The following is a 22693-nucleotide window of genomic DNA, read 5'->3' on the forward strand; positions in this document are numbered from 1 at the left end:
GTCTATGCTACGGCGGAAATGACGGAGCGACTGGCGGCATAGAAACCAACCCGATCCACCTTAGCCAAGCCGCCAAACTGTCTCACCAGGCGGGTCCACCTCTATTGGCATCCCTAATAAATCAGCAACGTTCTCTAGATTGGGTGCCGGAGCGCATGCGCTCCGGCACCTGCCAACTATCGGCTTCCGCTACCGTAGACGATGCCATTCGGGCGATCGCCGACAGGCACTGTCGTGACCACTTCCTGGCTCCCCACGTCGATGACCGATACGGTATCGTCGGCAATGTTGGTCACGAACACGAATGCCCCATCGGCCGATACGGACACGCCATGAGCGCCGCTGCCGGTTGTGAGGGTCTTCACTACCTGGCCAGTCGCGGTGTCGATCACCGACACGGTATCGTTCGGCTCCGCCTCGGTGCCCTGGTTGGCAACATAGACATAGGCCCCATCCGGCGTCACGAACGTTTGAATCGGGTTCGGGCCGACGTCGATCCTGTTCGTCATCTCGCGGGATGCGGTGTCGATGACGGCGACGCGGTTCTCGTCGCGAAGCGAGACATAGACCCGATCGCCCGAAGGCGTGAATGCGACCTGCACGGGCGCAACCCCGACCGGAATGCGCGCAACCTCGGAAAGTGCCTGCGTGTCGATCACGGACACGGACCCCTCCTCGACATTGGCAACGTAAAGCTGCCTCTCGTCCGGGCTGAGCCGCAGTCCGTGCGGATAACCACCAGTCGGGATGCGCCCGATGACCTCAGCCTTTGCGAGGTCGACCACGGCGATCTCGTCGCCGCCGGCCAGTGAGACAAAAGCGCGCCCCTGCCGGTCGGCGACCACATGGGCCGGGTGCAAACCTACTGCAATAATCGCCGTGGGCGTCGAGAAGTTCTTCGGATCGAGGATGACCAGCTGACCCTCGGTCGCGCCTTCCGCGCCGTGACCGTGTTCTCCGGACCCGTGATCCCCCTCGGCGGCGGGATCGCCGACCGCGAGCAGCTGCTTGCCGTCAGGCGTCAGATCGACGTTGTGCGGCGCGACCGGGATGGAAACGGTCTGGACCGCCCCGGTGCCGAGATCGATGGCGCTGATGGAGTTGCCGCCTTCGTTGGCGGACCAGACGGTCCCCCCGGTCCGAGCGAGTGTGGCCAGCGCATCGCCGGCCTTCGTCGCCAGCCATGCTTGCATTTCGGCGATCTCGCGTTCCTGCGCATCGATGATCTGTGCGGCCCATTCTTTCGTTTGCGGATCGTCGCCGTATTGCTGGACGATCTTCGCCATGTCGATCGCGCCCTGGTGATGCGGGATCATGCCGCGGACGAAGGCGACATCCGGATCATCGGCCATGACGCCGTCCATCATCGGCGCGTGCATCGCGTCCATCGCCTCGACATAGGCCCGCGTGAAGTCTCGAAGGTTTTCGCTTGCCGGAGCCGCTTCGGCATCCGGCGCGCCCATCATCCCCTGCATCTTCTCGCCCTGCATCATCTGGTGCATCGCGTCCATGCATTCCGGGATCATGGCCTGCATCATGGCACGGCACTGCTCGGGCATCATCCCTTGCATGGCGGGCATCTGGCCCGCGGGCGGCGTTGGCGCGGGCACCTGTTCGGCCTGCCCAGGCGGTGTTGTCGGATGGTGAGTATCATGCCCAGCCTGAGCAAGGGCAGTATCTGGCAAGCCTGCCAGTAGGCTGACAGCAAGGGCCATAGCAGTTCGGTTCATTGTTTTCATCCTTTGGTTCTGGAGCGCCGGCCCGGGCTTACGGGCGCGCGTCTCCATCTGTTCGTGCGGTCTTTCGGACTGGCGCCGGATCGCCCGCAGACAACTTGCGGCGATCCCTGCGCATCACGCAGAGATGAGACGTGGCGGCCTCAGGATGCCTTCGGGTGATCGGTCATGCAGATCAGGGCGCACAACCGTGAAGGCCTCGCCACTCACGGGCGGACCGAGCCCCGGCGGCGCGACGAGCACCGCGGCGGTCAGGCAGATCTGGCAGCAATCCGCCAAATCTGGGCTACCGTCGGCTTTCACGCAGCCACCACCTGGATCCGCGCCAAGATCGTCCGGCAGGTAATGGCCGGCGCAGTGGCTTGCCGTGCCGGCAGCCTGTTGCTGGTGGATGGCGTGACCGGCGGGGCTGGCATGTGCCGCGGCCTGTAGAAACAGGGCGCCGATGGCCAGCAGCAGGATGCAAACCGCAAATTGTCGCAATCGGCCGCAGCCTGTTCGGAAAACAGCTCGTGCCCGCCCGGTCATGCGTCACCTTCCTGTTGGTGGAGGCAAGCAGCCTCAGCCGGGTGCTGTTTCGGATCATTCGCAAACCGGGCGGTCATGTCGGAAGCACCGCGTCAGATTTCCCGCAGACCGAGGAAGAGCCCGAAGCTCCGCGTGGTCGGGCCGAACAGGAACGCTTCATACGGCTCGGGATCGACGCCCGGGAAATCCATGCCGGGCGAGCCGGGTGGCATTCCGGGAACGGCCAGCCCCGTCGCGTCGGGTCGCTCGGCCAGCAGGCGGCGGATCGCGGCGGCGGGCACATGGCCCTCGACCACATAGCCGCCCACCTCAGCGGTGTGGCAAGAGGCCAGTTCCGCCGGCACGCCGAGCCGCTGTTTGAGGTTGCCCATATCGGCGGATTCCACGACTCGCACCGGGAACCCTGCGGCCTCGATATGCGCGGCCCAGCCGTCGCAGCAGCCGCAGGACGGATCCTTGGTGACGCTCACCAGCGGCAGGGCTTCGGCATGCCCCCGGCCGATGGTGGACATCAGCAGCGGGAGGGCGCCGACCGCCGCCAAAATGGTGCGGCGGGTGATGGGGTGATCGATTCTCATTGTCGAACCTCGTTTCATGAATTGCATTGTCTCGTCGTCACGATCCGGACGCGATGCACGTAGGAGTGAGCGGGTACGGCCGATCGTCACAGCTTCACCCTCCGCAGCCGCGCGGCATTGGCGATGACGCTGACCGAGGACAGCGCCATGGCCGCCGCCGCGATGATCGGCGACAGCAGGAGGCCGAAGACCGGATAGAGCACCCCGGCCGCCACCGGCACGCCGAGCGCGTTGTAGATGAAGGCGAAGAACAGGTTCTGGCGGATGTTGCCCATGACGGCCGCAGACAGACGGCGGGCGCGGACGATCCCGGTAAGATCGCCCTTGAGCAGCGTGACGCCCGCGCTCTCCATCGCCACGTCAGTGCCAGTGCCCATGGCGATGCCGACGTCGGCTGCGGCCAGCGCGGGCGCGTCGTTGACGCCGTCGCCCGCCATCGCCACGACCTCGCCTGCCGCCCTGTGCCGCTGCACGACCGCGCTCTTCTGGTCGGGCAGCACCTCGGCCTCGACCTCGTCGATGCCGAGCCGGCGGGCAACCGCCTTCGCGGTGGTCCAGTTGTCGCCCGTCAGCATGACCACACGGATACCTTGCGCCTTTAGGGCGGCCAGCGCCTTAGGGGTCGATGGCTTGACCGGATCGGCGATGGCGAAGATCGCTGCCGCCTGCCCATCGACGCCCATGAAGATCGCCGTCGCCCCATCCTCGCGCAGCCGGTCGGCCTCATCGGCCAAGGGCGCGACATCGACGCCCTGCTCGGCGAGGAACTTTGCATTACCAAGGGGGATACGTTTGCCCTCGACCGTGCCATAGGCGCCCTTGCCGGTGGGCGAGTCGAAATCCGCGACAGGCGCGGATGCGATGCCGCGCTCTTCCGCCGCACGCACGATGGCGAGCGCCAGTGGATGCTCACTTGCCCGCTCGACGCTCGCGGCAAGGCGCAGCGCCTCGTCCTCGGAAAAGCCCGCGGCGGGAACGATGGCGGTGATGGCGGGCCGCCCCTCGGTCAGGGTGCCGGTCTTATCCACGACGATGGTTTCGACTTTCTCCATCAACTCCAGTGCCTCGGCGTTCTTGATCAGAACGCCGGCCTGCGCCCCGCGCCCGACACCGACCATGATCGACATCGGCGTGGCCAGCCCCAGCGCGCAGGGACAGGCGATGATGAGGACCGACACCGCCGCGATCAGACCGAAGGAGAAGCGCGGCTCCGGCCCCCAGATCGACCAGGAGATGAAGGCCAGCACCGCGACGACGATCACCGCCGGGACGAACCAGCCCGATACCTGATCGGCCAGCCGCTGGATCGGCGCGCGGCTGCGCTGCGCCTCGGCAACAAGCTGCACGATCTGCGACAGCATGGTATCGCGCCCGACCTTGCGGGCTTCGATCACCAGCGCGCCGGACTGGTTCATCGTGCCGCCGATGGCCTTGGAACCGACCTCTTTAGTCACCGGCATCGACTCGCCCGTCACCATCGATTCATCGACGGCGCTGCGGCCCTCCAGCACCTCGCCATCGACTGGCATCTTCTCGCCCGGCCGCACTCGCAGCCGGTCGCCGACATGAACGGTGTCGAGTTGCACCTCCTCCTCGGTGCCGTCGTCACGGATGATCCGCGCGGTCTTAGGCGCGAGGTCCAAGAGCGTGCGGATCGCGCCACTGGTGCTCTCTCGCGCGCGCAACTCCAGCACCTGGCCCAGCAGCACCAGTACGGTAATGACCGCCGCGGCCTCAAAATAGACTGCGACCGAGCCGTCATGCTGGCGGAAGGCATCCGGGAAGATGCCCGGCGCCAGCGTGGCAATGATGCTGTAGATCCAGGCTGTCCCGGTGCCCATGGCAATCAGGGTGAACATGTTGAGGCTGCGATTGACCAGCGACTGCCAGCCGCGCTGGAAGAACGGCCAACCGGCCCAGAGAACAGCCGGCGTCGCCAGGATCAGCTGCAGCCAATTGGAGGTCCGCTGGCCGACATAGTGGTTCAGGCCGAGGAAATGGCCACCCATCTCGAGGATCACCACCGGGATCGCCAGCGCCAGACCGAACCGGAACCGGCGCGTCATATCGATCAGTTCCTCGTTGGGTCCTGCATCAATGCTGACCAGCACCGGTTCCAGCGCCATGCCGCAGATCGGGCATGACCCGGGACCGACCCGCCGGATCTCGGGATGCATCGGGCAGGTGTAGATCGTCCCATCTGGCACAGACTCCGCCCTTTCCGTCGCCGCGGTGGGGTCGAGATAGCGTTCCTGATCGGCCAGGAACTTCGCGCGGCACCCGGCCGAGCAGAAGTAATAGGGCCTGCCGGCATGTTCCGCCTTGTGCTGGGTCGTGTGGGGATCGACCATCATGCCGCAGACCGGGTCCTTTATCTTGTAGGCATTGTCCGGCGCGACGGCTGCGCGGTCATGTGCGCGATCGTGCACATGAACGTGAGCCGAATGATCGTGGTGCTGATGATCGTGTTCAGTCTTGTTGGTCATTTTCACGCCTCCTCGACGTCTTGCCCTCGGCCACCGCCCGATTATGCGCTCACTGCGAATTCGGTCATCATGCCGGTCTCGAGATGCGGCATGTGATGACAGTGCAACATCCAGCGCGCGGCCTCGCCGGCGTCGAGCGCGATATCGACCATCGACATCGACGGCACATAGACCGTGTCGCGCAGCGCGCCCCGGACCGCACGTCCGTTCAGCCCGACGACCTGGAACACATGCCCGTGCAGATGCATCGGGTGGCCCATCATCGACATGTTGTGGAAGGACAGCACGACCCGTTCGCCGTCGCGCGCCGCAAACGGGCGATGCTGGCCCCAGACGGCGCCGTTGATCGTCCAGACGTAGGGCTGCATGGAACCGCCCAGCATCACCATGTGGCTTCGGTCCACCGCTCGGTCCGACAAAGCATCGGCGGCGATCAGACGCGATTCCTGTGCAAGATCGGTGTCGAAGGCGGGGGCTTCGGCCTCGGCCATAGCCTCGATGCGCCCGATTTTGGCACCCGGAGTGACCAAGATCAGGCCGGTGCGTTCGCGCGCGCCTTCGCGCAACGCAAGGATTGGCCAGGCACCACCTTCCTGCGGAAGGTCGATTTCCAGATCGAGCCGCTGGCCCATGGCCAGACCGAACCGTGTGCCCGACAGCGGCTGAACCGCATGGCCATCGACCGCCACCAGACGCGCGGGCGCGCCCCCGGTGTCGATCCAGAACACCGTGGCGGCGGCTGCGTTGATTACCCGCAGACGAATACGGCCGCCGCGCTCGACCTGCACCACCTCGGGGTCCGACAGCGTGCGGTCATTGGCAAGGTAGGCGTCCCAGTCGTAGTCGTTGAGGTCCATGGCGATGTCGCCCATAGCACCCATCCCCATCATCCCGCCCATGGCGCCGTGATCCATGCCTGCCATGCTGCCCGTTGGCATGTTTCCCAATGCGCCGTGACCCATGTCGCCCATGCCCGCACCATGGCTTCCATGACCAATCGCAGCGCCATGACCGGCGGTGATCTCGGCCATCACCTCCTCGGGCGCCTTGAACGAGAAATCGTGCAGGAACAGCACAACCTCCTGCCGATCGGCAGCGACATCCTCGGCGCTGTGCACGATCAGCGGCGCGGCCAGCAGGCGCATCTCGTGCAGTGGCACATGCGCGTGCATCCAGTAAGTGCCGGGCATTGGCGCGAAGTCATAGACGCGGGTGTCGCCGGGGGCGAGCATCGGCAAAGGCATATCGGGCACGCCATCCTGTGCGTGCGGCGGGATCTGGCCGTGCCAGTGGATCAGTGTGTCAACATCGAGATCGTTGCGCAGATCCACTCGGAACCGCGCACCGGGCTCGAGTGTCAGCCCCTGTCCGGCCGGCCCGGCCAGCCCCCAGACGGCGGCGGCGCGACCGTCGATGTCCAGCACTCGGCTGGCGGCGTGGAGTGACAGAGGAGCAGCATCCTGCGCTGACGCGATCCGGGGCAGATATGCATAGGCCAGCATGGCCGCGCCAGCGGCGAGAAAGCCGCGTCGCGAAAGAGTATTCATGGTCGTCTCCTCGGGACAACTCGTCCCGTTCATCAAAAACCGACAGAACGCCACGGGCCTGAGCCCGGGCGTGCGATCAGAGGAGACGCAGCTTGGGAGGTCGTTCGTTCAGTCCAGGTGCCCGACTGGTGTCGATTGCATCGGAGGGTAGGTCATGGCTGGCGGGCAAGTAACCCTGCTCAGTGCCTTCGCTCGAGGTCACGACGACTGAAAGCCCGGCGCAAAGCAACTCGCAGCTTCCGGCATCGACTGATCCGCAGTGATGATCGCGGTCACAGGAATGCTCGCTGCTGGCCGTATCGTGCATCATCTCGCCGACATGCGCCGCGTGATCTTGCTCTGTGCTCATGCGCGCCGCATGCGCGAAAGTCACCGTCGTCATGACGGCGACCGCGAGTACGGCAAGCATGGTGACAAGGCGCGCAAACATGTAGGAAAGATAGGCACTGGTCACGGGAATGTCCATTGCTTGCGGCATCAAACCTCCGGCAGAAGTTCATCTGTCAATCGGCGTTGAAGAGTGCCCCCTTATCGGCGTCCAAAAGGGCCCCCTCTGGCGATGTGGTGAGCAGGCCCGTGGCGGCGTAGCTTTCCAGCTGGCGCAGCCGACGCGGGCCTGCGTTTTGGCGGGCGGTCAGGCTCGTGTTTTGATGCGCCAGCTGTCGTTGCCGGTTTCGACGATGTCGCAATGGTGAGTGAGACGGTCGAGCAGCGCGGTGGTCATCTTCGCGTCTCCGAAGACGGTCGGCCACTCCCCGAATGCCAGGTTGGTGGTGACGATGACGGAAGTCTGCTCGTAGAGCTTGCTGACCAGATGGAACAGCAACTGGCCGCCGGATTGGGCGAATGGCAGGTAGCCGAGTTCATCGAGGATGACGAAGTCGAGTCGCATGAGATGTTCGGCCAGGCGGCCCGCCCGCCCTGCACGGACCTCGGCCTCCAGCCTGTTCACGAGATCCACAACATTGAAGAAGCGGCCCCGGGCGCCGTTGCGGATGACGGCTCGCGCGATCGCCACGGAGATATGGGTCTTGCCGGTCCCGGTGCCACCAACCAGCACGACATTGCGCTGCTGGCTGAGGAATTCCCCGCTGGTCAGATCGCGCACCAGCGTCTCGTTGATCGGCGTATCATCGAAGGTGAACTCCTCGATCTCCCGGGCATAGGGCAGCTTGGCGGTGGTGATCTGGTATTTGACCGACCGCGCCTTCTTCTCGTTGATCTCGGCGGCCAAAAGATCACCAACGATCTGGCGGGGTTCATGCTGACGGCGCACAGCCACCGCCATGAGTTCGTCGTAGGCGGCGCGCATGCCGTAGAGCTTCAGTTCGCCCATCGCTGCCATGATCTCTGCACGATCCATCAGCCGGCCCTCCGCAGCAGGTCATAGCGGGCACAGTCTGCCTTCGGTTCATGGGTCAGGCGCAGGGCCGGAGAGGTGAGCAGCAAGGGTGGCGGCTCCGGGTCGCGCCTGCGGGACAGGATGTTGAGGATCACATCGGCGGAGTGGACGCCCTGCGAGAGCGCTTCGGCACAGGCCTTCTGCACGGCGGGAACCCCCTCCGTCAGCACGGCGCCGAGGATCTTCACCATCTGGCGGTCGCCGTCCGAGGAGCCCTGCAGCTTGCGGCGGATCTGCTCGAGGGCGCCGGGCAGAACCCAGTCCTTGAACGGTGCGCCATTGCGCAGCGCCCCGGGTTTGCGAAGCAGGACCGGCACATAGTGCCAGGGATTGTAGATTGTCCGGCCCCGCCCGAAGTGACGGGGATGGTCCCCGACCAGCCGCCCTTCCTGCCGGATCTCGATCCGCTCCGCATAGGCCCGGATCTCGACCGGCCGCCCGACAGCCGTTGCCGCGACGGAGTATTTGTTGTTGTCGAACCGCACGAGGCAGGTCTTCGATACCGCCGCAGGCAGCGAGTGGAAGCCGTCGAAGCGCCCGGCATAAGGGACGAGGTGCGGGCGCTCTTGCTGAAAGACTTCCCAGACGGTCTTGTCCGTCAGTTCGGGATGCTTGCTGCTCCTGGCCGAGGCGATGCACTTGTCCAGCAGCCAGGCATTCAGTTCCTCGTAGCTCTTGACCCTGACCCGGGGTGAGAAGAACCGTTGGCGGACCGTGCCGACCTGGCTCTCCACCTGACCCTTCTCCCAGCCCGAGGCCGGGGTGCAGGCGACGGGCTCGACCAGATAATGGCTGGCCATCTGCAGGAACCGACGATTGTAGAGGCGTTCCTTGCCGACGAAGATGGTCTCCACCGCCGTCTTCATATTGTCGTAGATCCCGCGGGTGCAGGTGCCCTTGAAGAAGGCGAAAGCCCGATCATGGGCATCGAACACCATCTCCTGCGTCTCGCGAGGATAGGCCCGCACGAAGAACATCCGGCTGTGGCACAGGCGAACATGCGCCACCTTGATCGTGGTGGTCGCCCCATCGATCAGGACAACCTCGTGGCTCCAGTCGAACTGATAGGCTTCGCCGGGGGCAAAACTCAGCGGCACGAAGGCGGACGAGGCACCGGAGCTTTGAGTGCGCGCCCAGACCGAGGCGTAGCGGCGGACCGCATCATACCCGCCTTCATAGCCAAGGCCGCGCAGTTCCTCGTAGATCTGGATCAGCGTCAGGCGTTCCCGGCGCCCACGAGCCGCATTGATCGCCAACAGCCGGCTCAGTTCCTCAAGCCAGGCACCCAGCTTCGGGCGTGGCTGAACCGTCCGGCTGTAGGTGAACTCCGTTATCCCGGTGCGGATCACCTTGCGCACCACCTTCTTCGACAGCTTCAGGTCGCGGCAGATCGTCTTGATCCCCTTGCCCTCGGTAAAATGCAGCCGCCTGATTTTTGCGATTGTCTCCACGATCAGCATCCCGCGCTCGGCCTCCGATAATCCTCGGAAGCACAATGGACCAACCCCCGGTCGGTGGGGTCCCTTTTGGACGCCGATCACCCCAGAAGCGGGGTCCTTATTCCACGCCGGTCAACANTCCGATAATCCTCGGAAGCACAATGGACCAACCCCCGGTCGGTGGGGTCCCTTTTGGACGCCGATCACCCCAGAAGCGGGGTCCTTATTCCACGCCGGTCAACAGCACAAAAGGCCGATCTTGGCGCAATCGGACGACATCTCCTCGACCTTGATCTCGGCATCCGGATATCGCGCGCGGAAATTCTTCAACAGATCGGCCAGAAATCCACCCGCCAGAGACAGCATCAGCCCGATCCTGATCTCCCCCACCGCTCCGCGATGACCGTTCTGAAGGTCTCTGATCGCGTCGGACAGAAGGTTTGCGCCGACCGTGGCGTCCTGAATGAAACGCTGGCCGGCGGGAGTCAGCTTTGCGCCCTTGTGATCCCGTTCGAACAGCGGCACCCCGAGCACCCGCTCCAACAGCCTGACGCGGCGGCTCACCGTGGATTGCGAAAGATCGAGGCTTTCGGCAGCCGCGCGAAAACTTCCATGCTGCGCAACCAGGATCGCGTAACGTAAATACCTTAAATCGAAGGCGATATCCGGCAACGATATTTCTCCTCCTGCATTCCATTTACACCAACCCCCGCCTGCTAAACTACTCTGAAAAATATTTCAGAACGGGATGCAAATTCATATGCGAACATGTCAGCATAAAATTCGTCAAATTTAGGGAACAAATCACATAGCCGGGCGATCCATTTAAACTTCTGCGCGCCTTCCCTTCACCTCGATCAGCCTTCTAAGCTATACTTTATGGATCAGCTCATGTGCACAATTCCGGCGCAAAATTCAAACGCCCCTGCCGATCAAGAACGTCATCGGCCAAGCTAATTACGAGTGACTTGGAGCCTAGGTTTGCGGTCGAACCTCGCGCAATCTGGTCGGCGGGTTAATCGGCATTCAGCGGCGGAAGGAGGAAATCTCGGTATAATATTGTCCGGCGCTCGCCCATTGGGCCGCAGTATTGCCCTCACGAACTGATCAGAATTTCGATACATCAGCCCCCCGGGAGGCTGGAAGGCTGAGCCCCTCGCGAACATGATGTTCTTACTGCAAACGATTCTCTCAAGGAGCGTTTGACACATCTTTAGCCCTTTACCGAAATACATTCATCACGATCATTAGCCCCACTACGCCTGCCGGCGCGCCGGACCTTCGATTCTTAGACCGCCATGGGCGTCAGCCAGGGCTGGCCCTCGGCCTCGTGGCTGTCCACGACCGTCTCGACGAAGGCCACGCCCTTTAGCCCGTCATGGGCCAGGGGCAGGTTCTGCCCCAGCAGACCGGGCTCGCGTCCTTCTTGCCGGGCGCGGATCGCCTCGGCGAAACCGGCGTAGAGGTTGGCGAAAGCTTCCAGATAGCCCTCGGGATGGCCGGGAGGCGTGCGGATGCGCAGCCTGGCGTCCTCGGACAGGTCGTCCGCGCCGCGCTTGATGACCTGCACCCGGCCGTCCAGCGGCGTGAAGACCAGTTCGTTCGGCTGCTCCTGGAACCATTGCAGCGAGCCCTTTTCGCCGAATACCCGCAGCCGCACGCCGTTGGAATTGCCGATGGCGACCTGCGAGGACCACAGAAGTCCCCGCGCCCCGCCCTGATAGCGCATCATCACATGGGCGTTGTCGTCCAGCGCCCGGCCGCCCACGAAGGTGGCCAGATCGGCGGTCAGCGCCTCCAGTTTCAGCCCGGTGACGAAGCCCGCCAGGTGATAGGCATGGGTGCCGATGTCGCCGATGGAGCCGCCGCGGCCGTTCTTCTTGGGATCGGTGCGCCAGGCGGCCTGGGCATTGCCCGACTGCTCGATGGCGGTCGCCATCCATTCCAGCGGATATTCGACCTGCACGGTGCGGACCGCGCCCAACTCGCCACGGGCGACGCGGACGCGGGCCTCGTGCACCATCGGATAGCCGGAATAGGTATAGGTCACGCCGACGAAGCGGCCACTTTCCCGCGCCAGTTTTTCCAGCGCCACGGCATCCTCCAGCGTCGCGGTCAGGGGCTTTTCGCAGATCACGTCGAAGCCTGCCTCGATCAGCGCCTTGGCGATCGGGTAATGGGTGAAGTTCGGCGTGCAGATCGCCACCGCGTCCACCCGGTCCTCCCGCGCCGTCTCGCCCGCGATCAGTTCCTCATAGGTGCCATAGCTGCGGGCGGGATCGAGCCCCTGCGAGATCGCGAAGGCGCGGCCACGCTCGGGATCGACGTCGAAGGCCCCGGCCACCAACTGCCATTGCCCGTCCAGCCGCGAGGCGAGACGATGGATATTGCCGATATAGGCGCCCTGCCCGCCGCCCACCATTCCAAGACGCAACATGGTCATTCCTCCAGCCCCAGCATCGCCCGGTTGGCGCTACGATTGGCGCCGGATTTCACGAAATCGTCGAAGGCGCGGTCCGACACCCGGATGATGTGGTCCGCGATGAACTGCGCGCCTTCGCGGGCGCCGTCCTCGGGGTTCTTGACGAAGCACTCCCATTCCAGCACCGCCCAGCCGTCGAAGCCATGGGTGGTCAGCTTGGTGAAAATCGCCCCGAAATCGACCTGCCCGTCGCCGGGCGAGCGGAAGCGGCCAGCGCGCTTGCTCCATGGCTGATAGCCGCCATAGGCGCCGGACTTGCCGTCCGGGCGGAACTCCGCATCCTTGACGTGGAAGGTCTTGATGCGCTCGTGGTAGTGGTCGATGAAGGCCAGATAATCCAGCGCCTGCAGCACGAAATGGCTGGGGTCATACATCAGGTTGGCGCGGGGATGGTTCCCGACCTTTTCCAGGAAATATTCCCACGAATGGCCGTCATGCAGATCCTCGCAGGGGTGGATCTCGTAGCAGACATCCACGCCATGCGCGTCGAAATCGTCGAGGATCGGCGTCCAGCGTTTCGCCAGTTCCTCGAAGCCTTCCTCGACCAGCCCCTCAGGCCATTGCGGATAGGGATAGAGATAGGGCCACAGCAGCGCGCCTGAGAACGTCACGTGCCGGTCGATCCCCAGCCGCTTCGAGGCGCGGGCGGCGAAACGCAGCTGCTCCTCGGCCCAGGTGCGACGTGCGGACGGGTTGCCGCGCACAGGCTCGGGCGCAAAGCTGTCCATGATGACATCATGCGCCGGATGCACCGCCACCAGCTGGCCGGTGATATGCGAAGCGAACTCGGTGATCTGAAGGCCGTTGTCGGCCAGCATCCCCTTGATCTCGTCGCAATAGGTCTCGCTTTCGGCGGCCCTCGCCATGTCGATCAGGCGCGTGTCCCAGGTCGGGATCTGGACGCCCTTGAAGCCCTTGTCGGCCGCCCATGTCGCCAGGCTGGGCAGCGAGTTATAGGGCGCCTCGTCGGCTGCGAACTGGGCCAGGAAAACGCCCGGTCCCTTGATGGTCTGCATCGTCATGCCTCCAGTTTGGCCGCCGGGACCGGCGCGTCGTCATAGCCGCCATGGACGGACTGGTCGAAGGGGATCACCGCCCCGGTCATCATGCCGCTGTCCTCGGACGCCATCCACAGGACGGCGCGCGCGACTTCCTTCGGGTCGAGGATGCGGCCAAAGGGCTTCTGCGCCGCCGCGCGGTCGATGAAATCGGGATCGCCGGTTTCCGACAGCACCAGCGCGCGTTCGTGGTCCGAGTCCATCCAGCCGATGTCCAACTGGTTGACATGGATCCGGTGCCGCATCAGCGCGAAGCCGGCATGACGGGTCAGCGTCGCCAAGGCGCCCTTGGAGCCAGCATAGGGCGCAAGAAAGGGTTGCCCGACAAGCGCGGACATCGAGCCGATATTGACGATGCGACCCTCGATGCCTTCGCGGGTCATCACCTTGGCCGCGTCCTGCATCAGGAAGAACGGCGCGCGGGTGTTGACCGCGAACATGCGGTCGAACAGCTCGGGCGTGGTGTTCAACAGATTGCCGCGGTCGGTCAGGCCGGCGGCGTTGACCAGGATGTCCACGCGGCCGAAACGCCTGTCGGCGGCGGGGATGACGGCCTGCACGTCCTCGATCCTGCCCAGGTCGGCGGCGACCATCTCGACCGGAACGCCGGTGGCCGCCGTGATTTCGGTCGCGACCGCCTGCCCTTTCTCGACGCCTCGGCCGACGATCACGATGCCCGCCGCACCGGCTTCGGCAAAAAGCCGCGCGATGGCCGCCCCTAGCCCCTGCGTGCCGCCGGTGACGACGGCGATTTTTCCATCGATGCGGTTCATTTCACCACCTCATAGCCTGCCGCCGCCATCACGCGCAGCAGCTCCTTGTGCCCCTTTTTCGCCATCTCCAACGGCGGATTGGCAACGGGATCCTGCTCGGCCTCGACCACAAACCAGCCCTCGTAGCCCTTGGCCGCCAATGCCTTGACGATGGCCTCGAAATCCAGCGAGCCATCGCCCGGCACGGTGAAAGCACCCTTGATCACCGCATCGAGGAAGCTTTCGCGTGCCCAGTCCAGCCCGTCCACGACCGCCCGGCGGATGTCCTTGGCATGGACATGGGTGATGCGGGCATGGTGGTTCTCGATCACCCGCATCACGTCGCCGCCGGCAAAGGCCATGTGGCCCGCATCGTAGAGCAGCGGCACCGAAGAATGCTTCATCAGCAGGTCAAGCTCTGCCTCGGTCTCGACCGCCGCCGCCATGTGGTGGTGGTAGGAGATCGGCATCCCCTGCCCCGCGCACCAATCCGCGAAATCGCTGATCTTGCGGCCATAGGCGGCCATCTCGACCTCGGTCAGCTTCGGCTTGGTGGCCAGCGGCGCGGAACGCACGCCCTGGATGGAGCGCGCGGTCTCGCCGTAGACAATGCAGGGCGCGCCCGCAGCGATGAAGAATTCCATCTGTTGCGCGATGCGATCCTTTTCCGCCTCGATATCGCCGTCCAGCAGCAGGCCCGAGAACCAGCCGCCGCAGACCAAAACGCCGAAACGGTCGAGGATCGGCCCCAGTTCGGCCATGTCCATCGGGAAACGTCGTCCCGTCTCCATCCCGGTGAAGCCGGCCTCTGACGCCTGCCGCAGGCATTCCTCCAGGCTGACGTCATCGGACAGTTCGGCCAGATCGTCGTTCCACCACGCGATGGGCGCGATGCCAAGTTTTGCTTTCATTTACACACCCAAGCGCTGCGCTTCGCGGATCTTTTCCTGCGCCGCACGGGCGGCGCGCACGGTTTCGAAGTTCGAGATCTCGGGCACGCCGACATCCCAATCCGCATCCCCCGGCACCCATTTCCAGGCATCCGAGACGATCGAGATCACCGTCACCCCGTCATGGACCAGCGCCTCCTGCATCGCGCCCTCCAGATCGGCCAGGCTTTCGGCCTTGACGGCGCGGGCGCCCATCGCCTCGGCATGTTTGACGAAATCGACATGCAGCGGGTTGTCTCGGTTCCGGATCCGGCAATCGGCCAGCAGGTTGTTGAAACCGGGCACGCCCTTGGCCTGCTGCAGCCGGTTGATGACCGCGAAGCCGCCATTGTCGCAGACCACCACGACCATCTTGTGGCCCGTCAGCGCCGCCGAATAGATGTCCGAGTTCATCATCATGTAGGTGCCGTCGCCCAGCATGACGATGGGCGTGCCGCCGGTCGCGCCCGGCCCCTCCTGCGCCATGGCGCAGCCCCAGCCGGCCGCGATCTCGTAGCCCATGCAGGAAAAGCCGAATTCGCAGTCGAAGGTGTTCGGGTTCTTGACCCGCCAGCCCTTGGTCACCTCGCCCGGCGTGCCGCCCGCTGCGGCGATCAGCGTGTCGTTGGGACCTGCGACCTTATTCAATACGCCGACAACCTGCGCATAGGACGGCACCAGCTCATTGGTCGGGGCCTGATGATCGTCCAGCAGCTTGTTCCATTCGGCGAACAGGGTCTTGGCGCGTTTCATCAGTCCGGCATCGGCCGCGTAATCGCCAAGCGCCGCGTCCAACTCGCCGATGGTTTCCAGCGCATCGCCGATCACGGCCAGCGACCGATGCTTGATGGCATCGAAGCGCGCGGCGTTGACCGAGATGAACCGCGCATCCTCGGCAAAGGCCGTCCAGGAGCCGGTGGTGAAATCCTGCAGCCGGGTGCCGATGGCCAGGATCACGTCGGCCTCTTTCGCCAGCGCATTGGCCGAGGTCGAGCCGACGATGCCGATGGGCCCGGCATGGACCGGGTGGTCATGGGTCAGCGCGCCCTTGCCGGCGATGGTCTCGACCACCGGGATGCCGCGCCTGGCGGCGAAATCGGCCAGGGCGTCCTCGGCCAGCGAATAGCGCACGCCTCCGCCCGAGATGATCAGCGGTTTCTTGGCCGTTTTCAGCAGTTCGGCCGCCGCCGCGACTGCATCGCGGTCGGGACGCGGGCGCGGAATCGACCAGACGCGCGGCTCGAAGAAGGCCTCGGGATAATCATAGGCCAGTTCCTGCGTGTCCTGCGCCAACCCGATAAAGGCTGGCCCGCAATCGGCGGGGTCCAGCATGGTTGCTACCGCCTGCGGCAGCGACTGGATCAGCTGCTCGGGCAACGTGATGCGGTCCCAATAGCGCACGACCGATTTGAAGGCATCGTTCGCGGTGATGGTCGGGTCGCCGAAATGCTCGACCTGCTGCAGCACCGGATCGGGCAGGCGATTCGCGAAGGTGTCGCCCGCGATCAGCAGCACCGGCAGGCGGTTCGCCATGGCGACGCCCGCCGCCGTCACCATGTTCAGCGCCCCCGGCCCGATCGAGGTCGCGGCGACCATCAGCTGGCGGCGACGCTTGGCCTTGGCGAAGCCGATGGCGGCCAGTGCCATGCTCTGCTCGTTCTGGCCGCGCCAGGTCGGCAGTTGGTCCTGCACCTGCTCCAAGGCTTCGGACAGGCAGGTCACGTTGCCATGGCCGAAGATGCCGAAGACGCCCGCGAACAGCGGGACACGCGCGCCCTCGATCTCGGTGAACTGGTTGCAAAGGTAACGAACAAGGGCCTGGGCCATGGTCAGGCGCACGGTCTTGCGTGGCATCTCGCCTCCTCCTGCGGATGGTGTTTTTCAGACGATACGGAATGATGATTGACAATGCAATAGTTCTGCAATGATTATTGCGAAACGAATTTCGGGAGGAACCCATGACAGGAATCGTCGTCCTCGGCACCGGCCGCATCGGCCGCATGCATGCCGAAAACATTGCCGCCCATCCGCGCGCCCGGCTGGCAGGCGTCTATGACATCCATGCCCCCGCAGCCGCCGAAGTCGCAGCCCAACTGGGCGTGCCGCAATTCGATTCGGTCGAGGCGGCGCTGGCCCCGGCCGAGGTGGATGCGGTGCTGATCGCCAGCTCTACCGCCACCCATGCCGATCTGATCGAGCAGTCGGTCGCGGCGGGCAAGGCGATCCTGTGCGAGAAACCCATCGACTTGTCGCTGGATCGGGTAAACGCTTGTGCAACGAAAATTGCCGGCACCAGCCTGCCGATCATGCTGGGCTTCGTGCGCCGCTTCGACAGTGGCCATGCCGGGGTCCGGAAGGCCATCGAATCGGGCCAGATCGGCGAGTTGCATCAGGTCACCATCACCTCGCGCGATCCCGGCATGGCACCTGACGCCTATATCGAGGCCTCGGGCGGCATCTTCCGCGACATGACCATCCATGATTTCGACATGGCCCGCTTCATCCTGGGCGAGGAGGTGACCGAGGTCACCGCCACCGGCTCGCGCCTGGTCGACCCGTCTCTGATGCAGCGTTGCGACGATTACGACACGGTGACGGTGGTGCTGAAGACCGAATCGGGCAAGCAGGCGATCATCACCAACTCGCGCCGCGCGGTCTATGGCTATGACCAGCGCGTCGAGGCTTTCGGCAGCGCAGGCATGGCGATCTCGGAAAACCGGGCGCTGGATCATGTGCGGCTCTATGGCGCGGAATTCACCGACCGCGCCACGCCGCTGAAGAATTTCTTCATCGACCGTTATGCCGATGCCTTTGCCGCCGAGATCAGCGCCTTCGTCGATGCCATCGAGCAAGGCAAGCCGGTGCCGGTCGGGTTCGAGGACGGCCGGCAGGCACTGCTGCTGGCCGAGGCCGCGATCCTTTCCGCCGCCGAGGGCCGCACGGTCGCAACCAGGGAAATCGGATAAGCCATGTATTCGCAATTCGGACTGTTCATCGACGGAAGCTGGACCCAGGGCACCGCCAGCGGCGAGGTCATCTCTCCGGTCACCGAAAAATCGTTGGGCCAGTTGGCCCTTGCCACGGTCGAGGACACGAAGGCGGCACTGGACGCCGCAGCCCGCGCCCTGCCGAAACTGCGTGAGATGGGCGGTTTCGGCCGCGCCGACGCGCTGCACAGGGCCGCGGACGAGATGATCCGCCGCGCCGACGAGGCAGCGCGAATGATCTCGGCCGAGACCGGCAAGCCCATCGCGCAGGCGGGCCGCGAATGGGGCCTTGCCTGCGACCAGTTCCGCTGGTTCGCCGAAGAGGCGCGCCGCATCTATGGCCGCATCGTCGACAGCCGCGTCCCCGGCGGCCGTTTCGAGGTGACGCGCGAGCCGGTGGGGATCGTCGGCGCCTTCACCGCCTGGAACTTCCCCGCCGCCCTGCCCGCCCGCAAGCTGGCTCCGGCGCTGGCCGCCGGCTGCCCGGTGGTGCTGCGCCCGTCCTCGCAGACGCCGGGCGTGGCGATGGTGATGGTCGACTGCCTGCGTGCGGCGGGACTGCCCGATGGGGCGGTGAACCTTGTCGTCGGCTCGACCGGCGCAACCTATGCGCCGATCATGGCGGACAGCCGGGTGCGCAAGGTCAGCCTGACCGGCTCAACCCGTGTCGGCCAGCAGATGATCCGTGATGCCGCCGATACGGTGAAGAAGGTTTCGATGGAGCTTGGCGGCAACGCGCCGCTGATCATCCATGACGATGCGGACCTGGAAGTCGCGCTGGACCTGACCGTGCCGACCAAGTTCGCCAATTGCGGGCAGGTCTGCGTGACCCCGGACCGGATCTTCGTGCATGACAGCCTGTACGACGCCTTCGTGGACGGATTTGTTTCGCGGACGGCGCAGATCAAGCTGGGCGACGGGATGGACCCCGACACCGGCATGGGCCCGCTGATCAATGGCGGACGACTGGCGGAAATCGAGGAAATCGTCGCCGATGCCGTCCGCGCCGGGGCCAAGCTCGCGCATGGCGGCAAGCGTCCGGCGCATCTGAACAGCGGCTTCTTCTTCGAGCCGACGGTGCTGACCAATGTTACCGACGACATGAGGGTCTTTGCCGAGGAGAACTTCGGTCCGATCGCCGCCATCACCCGCTTCTCGACCGAGGACGAGGCGCTGGCGCGCGCCAATGCGTCCGACATGGGGCTGTCTGCCTATGCCTTCACCCGCTCGCCCGACCGGGCGCGGCGCATGTCGGCGGGGCTGAAGGCCGGCATGGTCGGCATCAACAGCTTCGCGCTGGCCGCATCCGAGGCGCCCTTCGGCGGCACCAACCATTCCGGCATGGGCCGCGAGGGCGGCATCGAGGGGATCGAGGATTATCTCGACACCAAGCTCGCGCAGATCGTGTTCTGAGGGGAGGAAACGCGATGTTCACCAACAAGCTCAAACAGCAATGGGCCGAGGGGCGCGCCGCAATCAACGGCTGGCTGTCCATCGGCAATCCGCTGACCGCCGAGATCATGGCAGCGCAAGGCTATGACAGCATCACCATCGACGCCCAGCACGGCGCGCTGGACTACAGCGCCGTGCTGCCCATGCTGCAGGCGATGCGGGCCTCGGGCGTGACGCCGATGGTCCGCGTGCCCTGGCGCGAGCCGGGCGCGATCATGAAGGCGCTGGACGCCGGCGCGCAGGGCATCATCTGCCCGATGGTCAACTCGGCCGAGGAGGCGGCGGAATTCGTCAGCTACATGCGCTATCCGCCGCATGGCCAGCGCAGCTTCGGCCCGACCCGCGCCACCTTCGCCTATGGCGGCTATGGCGTGGCGGCGAACGATCAGGTGCTCGCGCTGGCGATGGTCGAGACCCAGCAGGGCATGGACAACCTGGACGCCATCGCGGCGACGCCCGGCCTCGACGGCATCTATGTCGGCCCGGCGGACCTCACGCTGGGCACGCAGGAAGGCCGCCTGCCCCCCGCCTTCGACCGCGAGGAGCCCGAGATGATCGCGCTGCTTCAGCGCATCAAGGACGCCTGCAAGGCGAACGGCATCCGCGCCTGCATCCATTGCGGCACACCGGAATATGCAGCCAGGGCCATAGGCTGGGGGTTCGACCTGACCACGGTCGGCGGCGACACCCGCCTGCTGGCCGGCGCGGCCAGCGCCTCGGTCGCGACCTGGCGCGACCTGACCGGCTCCGCCCCCGCCTCCGCCACGAAAGGAGCCTATTGATGCCGCATCTTCTTGTTGCCGGAAAGCTGCATCCCGCCGGAGAGGCGCTGCTGCGCGAACTCCCCGCCCGCGGCATCACCGTGGATTATGTCGAGGAAATCTCGGAACCCTCCTACGCGCCGCTGATCCAAAAGGCCGATGCGCTGGTGATCCGAACCCAGCCGCTGTCAGCCGCCACCGTCGCGCTGGCCGAAAGGCTGAAGGTCGTCTCGCGCCACGGCGTCGGCTACGATGCCGTCGATCTCGCCGCGCTGAACAAACGCGGCATTGCCCTGACCATCGTCGGCGACGTGAATTCGATCTCGGTCGCCGAACATGCGATGATGCAATTGCTGGCCGGGGCCAAGCGCGTGCTGCTGGCCGACCGCGCGGTGCGTGAGCCCGGCCAATGGGGCTGGCGCAACCGGCTGGAACAGCGGGAAATCTCGGGCAAGAACCTGCTCATCATCGGCTATGGCCGCACCGGGCAGCGCCTTGCCCGCATGGCCGCCGGGTTCGAGATGACGGTCCGCGCCCATGACCCCTATCTCTCGCGCAAGGGCTGGCCCGAAGGTTCGGTGGCAGAGATCACCGATCTGGACGAGGGGCTGGCCTGGGCCGATTGCATCTCGATCCATGTGCCCAAGGCCGACAAGCCGGTGCTGGGGGCAAGGGAGATCGCCCTGATGAAGCCGGGCGTCGTCCTTGCCAATACGGCGCGCGGCGGCGTGGTGGACGAGGCGGCGCTGGCCGAGGCGCTGGCCTCGGGCCAGGTCGGCGCTGCCGGGGTCGATGTCTTCGACGAAGAGCCGCCCAGCGGTTCGCCCTTGTTCGACCAGCCGACCGCGGTGCTGTCGCCCCATATCGCCGGGCTGACCGCCGAATGCGGCGAACGCATGGCCATCGCATCCATCCGGAACGCGATCGACTATCTGGACGGCACGGTTGACCATGCTCTCATCGTCAATCCGACTTTCGCCCATGCTTGAGACGATGCACCGCCGACTTGCGGCTTTCGGAGCCGTCGTCGGACAGGCGACGGTTCTTCGTTACGGCGGTGCCGCATTCATATCGGACCTGCCACGGCGCCTGGAGCAGGATCTTCCAGCACCGCCGCACAACGGCCCACCACCGCGCAGCCGTGCCGAAACCCCGTCAATCGGCCGTCTCGTCCGCCATCTGGATGGCGGCTGAGTGCAACGTCACTTCAAACCGGATACTGCCCATGTCTGACAAACCCGTCCTGCGTATCGGCCTGATCGGCACCGGCTTCATGGGCAAGGCCCATGTCTTCGGTTTCGCCAGCGCGCAGAAGGTCTTCGACCTGCCCTACCAGCTGGAACTGCATACGGTCGCCGACGTCACCGAGGCAGCAGCCGCCCGTGCCGCCGCCGATTTCGGCTTTGCCCATGCCACCGCCGACTGGCGCAGCATGGTCGCGGACCCCGAGATCGACGTGATCGACATCACCGCCCCGAATGCGCTGCACAAGGAGATGGCCCTGGCCGCCATTTCCGCCGGCAAGCACGTCTATTGCGAAAAACCGCTGGCGCCGCTGGCCTCGGATGCGCGCCAGATGGCGGATGCGGCGGCGGCCAAGGGCGTCAAGACCCAGGTCGGTTTCAACTATCTCTGCAACCCGATGCTGCGGCTTGCGCGCGAGATGATCGCGGCGGGCGAACTAGGCGAGATCCGCGGCTATCGCGGGCTGCATGCCGAGGATTACATGGCCGATGCCGACGGCCCCTGGACCTTCCGCCACGATCCGGCGGGTGGCGGCGCGCTGGCCGATATCGGCAGCCATGCGCTGGCCACGGCCGAATTCCTGCTCGGTCCGATCACCGAGGTGATGGGCGATTGCGTCACGATGATCGGCCGGCGCCCCGACGGCCAGGGCGGCACGCGTGCCGTGACCGTGGACGATGTCGGCCGCGCCTTCCTGCGCTTCGCCAATGGCGCGCAGGGCTCCATCGAGGGCAACTGGATCGCCACCGGCCGCAAGATGCAGCATGATTTCGAAGTCTATGGCACCAGGGGCGCGCTGACCTTCAGCCAGGAACGCTTCAACGAGCTGCATTTCTATTCGACCGCCGACGCCCCCGGCCGGCGCGGCTTCCGCCGCATCGAGGCCAGCCCCGACCACCCGCCCTATGGCCGCTTCTGCGTCGCCCCCGGCCATCAGATCGGCTTCAACGACCTGAAGGCCATCGAGATCGAGGGTTATCTGCGCGCCATTTCCGGCGAGATCCCCGAGCCTTTCGGCTTCGCGGCCGGTCTGCGTATCCAGCGGCTGGTCGAGACGATCCAGCGCTCCTCCGCCGTGCGGCAGTGGATGGCCGTCACGGCCTGAGAATCCGCTGCCGCCTCCCTCCCGCGGCATCGGCTGGGGACCTTCTCGCACCTTCCCCCGGGGTGCCCGGTTGTTCGCCGGGCACCCCCCTTTCGAAAGGGCTCTGCATGTTCCGTAAGATTCTGGTAGCGAACCGTGGCGAGATTGCGATCCGCGTGATGCGGGCTGCGAACGAGCTGGGCAAGAAGACGGTCGCGGTCTATGCC

At 65.2% G+C, this 22693-nt stretch carries 20 protein-coding genes; 6 read left to right on the plus strand and 14 right to left on the minus strand.

Annotated elements, in window-relative coordinates:
- Positions 1–176: 176 nt before the first annotated feature.
- The 14 genes from ACDP63_RS21330 to iolD form a co-directional block, all read right to left on the minus strand.
- Positions 177–1730, minus strand: coding sequence for a DUF305 domain-containing protein (locus tag ACDP63_RS21330; RefSeq protein ID WP_409928614.1), 1554 nt, complete (start codon positions 1728–1730; stop codon positions 177–179).
- Between the two features lie 123 nt (positions 1731–1853).
- The gene (locus tag ACDP63_RS21335) at positions 1854–2264 is read right to left on the minus strand and encodes a hypothetical protein (protein WP_143091289.1); all 411 of its coding nucleotides are present in this window, start codon (positions 2262–2264) and stop codon (positions 1854–1856) included.
- A 92-nt stretch (positions 2265–2356) separates the two neighbouring features.
- Positions 2357–2842, minus strand: a complete 486-nt coding sequence (locus ACDP63_RS21340) for a DUF411 domain-containing protein (protein WP_028710807.1) — start codon at positions 2840–2842, stop codon at positions 2357–2359.
- Between the two features lie 86 nt (positions 2843–2928).
- A complete protein-coding gene (locus ACDP63_RS21345) occupies positions 2929–5328 on the minus strand; it encodes a heavy metal translocating P-type ATPase (RefSeq protein WP_074991035.1) in 2400 nt (799 codons plus the stop codon).
- Between the two features lie 41 nt (positions 5329–5369).
- Complete coding sequence (locus tag ACDP63_RS21350; RefSeq protein WP_028710809.1) at positions 5370–6875, minus strand: multicopper oxidase family protein; 1506 nt, start codon at positions 6873–6875, stop codon at positions 5370–5372.
- 76 nt (positions 6876–6951) lie between these two features.
- Complete coding sequence (locus ACDP63_RS21355) at positions 6952–7329, minus strand: hypothetical protein (protein ID WP_231493257.1); 378 nt, start codon at positions 7327–7329, stop codon at positions 6952–6954.
- Positions 7330–7509: 180 nt separating this feature from the next.
- Positions 7510–8238, minus strand: a complete 729-nt coding sequence (istB, locus tag ACDP63_RS21360) for an IS21-like element helper ATPase IstB (protein ID WP_028710811.1) — start codon at positions 8236–8238, stop codon at positions 7510–7512.
- Complete coding sequence (gene istA, locus ACDP63_RS21365) at positions 8238–9737, minus strand: IS21 family transposase (protein WP_409928615.1); 1500 nt, start codon at positions 9735–9737, stop codon at positions 8238–8240. The genes istB and istA overlap by 1 nt, the downstream gene beginning before the upstream one ends.
- Before the next feature lie 216 nt (positions 9738–9953).
- On the minus strand, positions 9954–10388 hold the full coding sequence (locus ACDP63_RS21370) for a LysR family transcriptional regulator (protein ID WP_074991038.1): 435 nt from the start codon (positions 10386–10388) through the stop codon (positions 9954–9956).
- Between the two features lie 616 nt (positions 10389–11004).
- Complete coding sequence (locus ACDP63_RS21375; protein WP_036765711.1) at positions 11005–12138, minus strand: Gfo/Idh/MocA family protein; 1134 nt, start codon at positions 12136–12138, stop codon at positions 11005–11007.
- Positions 12139–12155: 17 nt separating this feature from the next.
- Positions 12156–13214, minus strand: a complete 1059-nt coding sequence (locus ACDP63_RS21380; RefSeq protein WP_028710813.1) for a sugar phosphate isomerase/epimerase family protein — start codon at positions 13212–13214, stop codon at positions 12156–12158.
- Between the two features lie 2 nt (positions 13215–13216).
- On the minus strand, positions 13217–14029 hold the full coding sequence (locus tag ACDP63_RS21385) for an SDR family oxidoreductase (protein WP_028710814.1): 813 nt from the start codon (positions 14027–14029) through the stop codon (positions 13217–13219).
- The gene (iolE, locus tag ACDP63_RS21390; RefSeq protein WP_028710815.1) at positions 14026–14919 is read right to left on the minus strand and encodes a myo-inosose-2 dehydratase; all 894 of its coding nucleotides are present in this window, start codon (positions 14917–14919) and stop codon (positions 14026–14028) included. Before iolE ends, ACDP63_RS21385 begins: the two co-directional genes overlap by 4 nt.
- Complete coding sequence (gene iolD, locus ACDP63_RS21395; RefSeq protein ID WP_028710816.1) at positions 14920–16791, minus strand: 3D-(3,5/4)-trihydroxycyclohexane-1,2-dione acylhydrolase (decyclizing); 1872 nt, start codon at positions 16789–16791, stop codon at positions 14920–14922.
- Positions 16792–16895: 104 nt separating this feature from the next.
- On the opposite strand from iolD, the gene iolG reads away from it, so the two are divergent.
- The 6 genes from iolG to ACDP63_RS21425 form a co-directional block, all read left to right on the plus strand.
- Positions 16896–17903, plus strand: coding sequence for an inositol 2-dehydrogenase (iolG, locus tag ACDP63_RS21400; protein WP_028710817.1), 1008 nt, complete (start codon positions 16896–16898; stop codon positions 17901–17903).
- 3 nt (positions 17904–17906) lie between these two features.
- Entirely contained in the window at positions 17907–19337 is a 1431-nt protein-coding gene (locus tag ACDP63_RS21405; RefSeq protein WP_409928616.1) for an NAD-dependent succinate-semialdehyde dehydrogenase, read from the plus strand.
- A 14-nt stretch (positions 19338–19351) separates the two neighbouring features.
- On the plus strand, positions 19352–20158 hold the full coding sequence (locus tag ACDP63_RS21410) for an HpcH/HpaI aldolase family protein (RefSeq protein ID WP_028710819.1): 807 nt from the start codon (positions 19352–19354) through the stop codon (positions 20156–20158).
- Positions 20158–21126, plus strand: a complete 969-nt coding sequence (locus ACDP63_RS21415) for a hydroxyacid dehydrogenase (protein WP_028710820.1) — start codon at positions 20158–20160, stop codon at positions 21124–21126. Before ACDP63_RS21410 ends, ACDP63_RS21415 begins: the two co-directional genes overlap by 1 nt.
- Positions 21127–21362: 236 nt before the next feature.
- Positions 21363–22487 (plus strand): Gfo/Idh/MocA family protein, encoded by a 1125-nt coding sequence (locus ACDP63_RS21420; RefSeq protein ID WP_028710821.1) that lies wholly within the window; start codon positions 21363–21365, stop codon positions 22485–22487.
- 107 nt (positions 22488–22594) lie between these two features.
- Positions 22595–22693 (plus strand): biotin carboxylase N-terminal domain-containing protein (locus ACDP63_RS21425; protein ID WP_220180859.1); only part of this gene is annotated, 99 nt, incomplete at its 3' end.

Origin of the sequence: Paracoccus sp. P2 (assembly GCF_046335115.1) — a bacterium.
GTDB lineage: Bacteria > Pseudomonadota > Alphaproteobacteria > Rhodobacterales > Rhodobacteraceae > Paracoccus > Paracoccus pantotrophus.

What these genes read in the sequence shown, in the direction of transcription:
- ACDP63_RS21330 (WP_409928614.1), bottom strand. Translation starts at nt 1,730, where the DNA reads ATGAACCGAACTGCTATGGCCCTTGCTGTCAGCCTACTGGCAGGCTTG.
- ACDP63_RS21335 (WP_143091289.1), bottom strand. Translation starts at nt 2,264, where the DNA reads ATGACCGGGCGGGCACGAGCTGTTTTCCGAACAGGCTGCGGCCGATTG.
- ACDP63_RS21340 (WP_028710807.1), bottom strand. Translation starts at nt 2,842, where the DNA reads ATGAGAATCGATCACCCCATCACCCGCCGCACCATTTTGGCGGCGGTC.
- ACDP63_RS21345 (WP_074991035.1), bottom strand. Translation starts at nt 5,328, where the DNA reads ATGACCAACAAGACTGAACACGATCATCAGCACCACGATCATTCGGCT.
- ACDP63_RS21350 (WP_028710809.1), bottom strand. Translation starts at nt 6,875, where the DNA reads ATGAATACTCTTTCGCGACGCGGCTTTCTCGCCGCTGGCGCGGCCATG.
- istB (WP_028710811.1), bottom strand. Translation starts at nt 8,238, where the DNA reads ATGGATCGTGCAGAGATCATGGCAGCGATGGGCGAACTGAAGCTCTAC.
- istA (WP_409928615.1), bottom strand. Translation starts at nt 9,737, where the DNA reads ATGCTGATCGTGGAGACAATCGCAAAAATCAGGCGGCTGCATTTTACC.
- ACDP63_RS21375 (WP_036765711.1), bottom strand. Translation starts at nt 12,138, where the DNA reads ATGGTGGGCGGCGGGCAGGGCGCCTATATCGGCAATATCCATCGTCTC.
- ACDP63_RS21380 (WP_028710813.1), bottom strand. Translation starts at nt 13,214, where the DNA reads ATGCAGACCATCAAGGGACCGGGCGTTTTCCTGGCCCAGTTCGCAGCC.
- ACDP63_RS21385 (WP_028710814.1), bottom strand. Translation starts at nt 14,029, where the DNA reads ATGAACCGCATCGATGGAAAAATCGCCGTCGTCACCGGCGGCACGCAG.
- iolE (WP_028710815.1), bottom strand. Translation starts at nt 14,919, where the DNA reads ATGAAAGCAAAACTTGGCATCGCGCCCATCGCGTGGTGGAACGACGAT.
- iolD (WP_028710816.1), bottom strand. Translation starts at nt 16,791, where the DNA reads ATGCCACGCAAGACCGTGCGCCTGACCATGGCCCAGGCCCTTGTTCGT.
- iolG (WP_028710817.1), top strand. Translation starts at nt 16,896, where the DNA reads ATGACAGGAATCGTCGTCCTCGGCACCGGCCGCATCGGCCGCATGCAT.
- ACDP63_RS21405 (WP_409928616.1), top strand. Translation starts at nt 17,907, where the DNA reads ATGTATTCGCAATTCGGACTGTTCATCGACGGAAGCTGGACCCAGGGC.
- ACDP63_RS21410 (WP_028710819.1), top strand. Translation starts at nt 19,352, where the DNA reads ATGTTCACCAACAAGCTCAAACAGCAATGGGCCGAGGGGCGCGCCGCA.
- ACDP63_RS21415 (WP_028710820.1), top strand. Translation starts at nt 20,158, where the DNA reads ATGCCGCATCTTCTTGTTGCCGGAAAGCTGCATCCCGCCGGAGAGGCG.
- ACDP63_RS21420 (WP_028710821.1), top strand. Translation starts at nt 21,363, where the DNA reads ATGTCTGACAAACCCGTCCTGCGTATCGGCCTGATCGGCACCGGCTTC.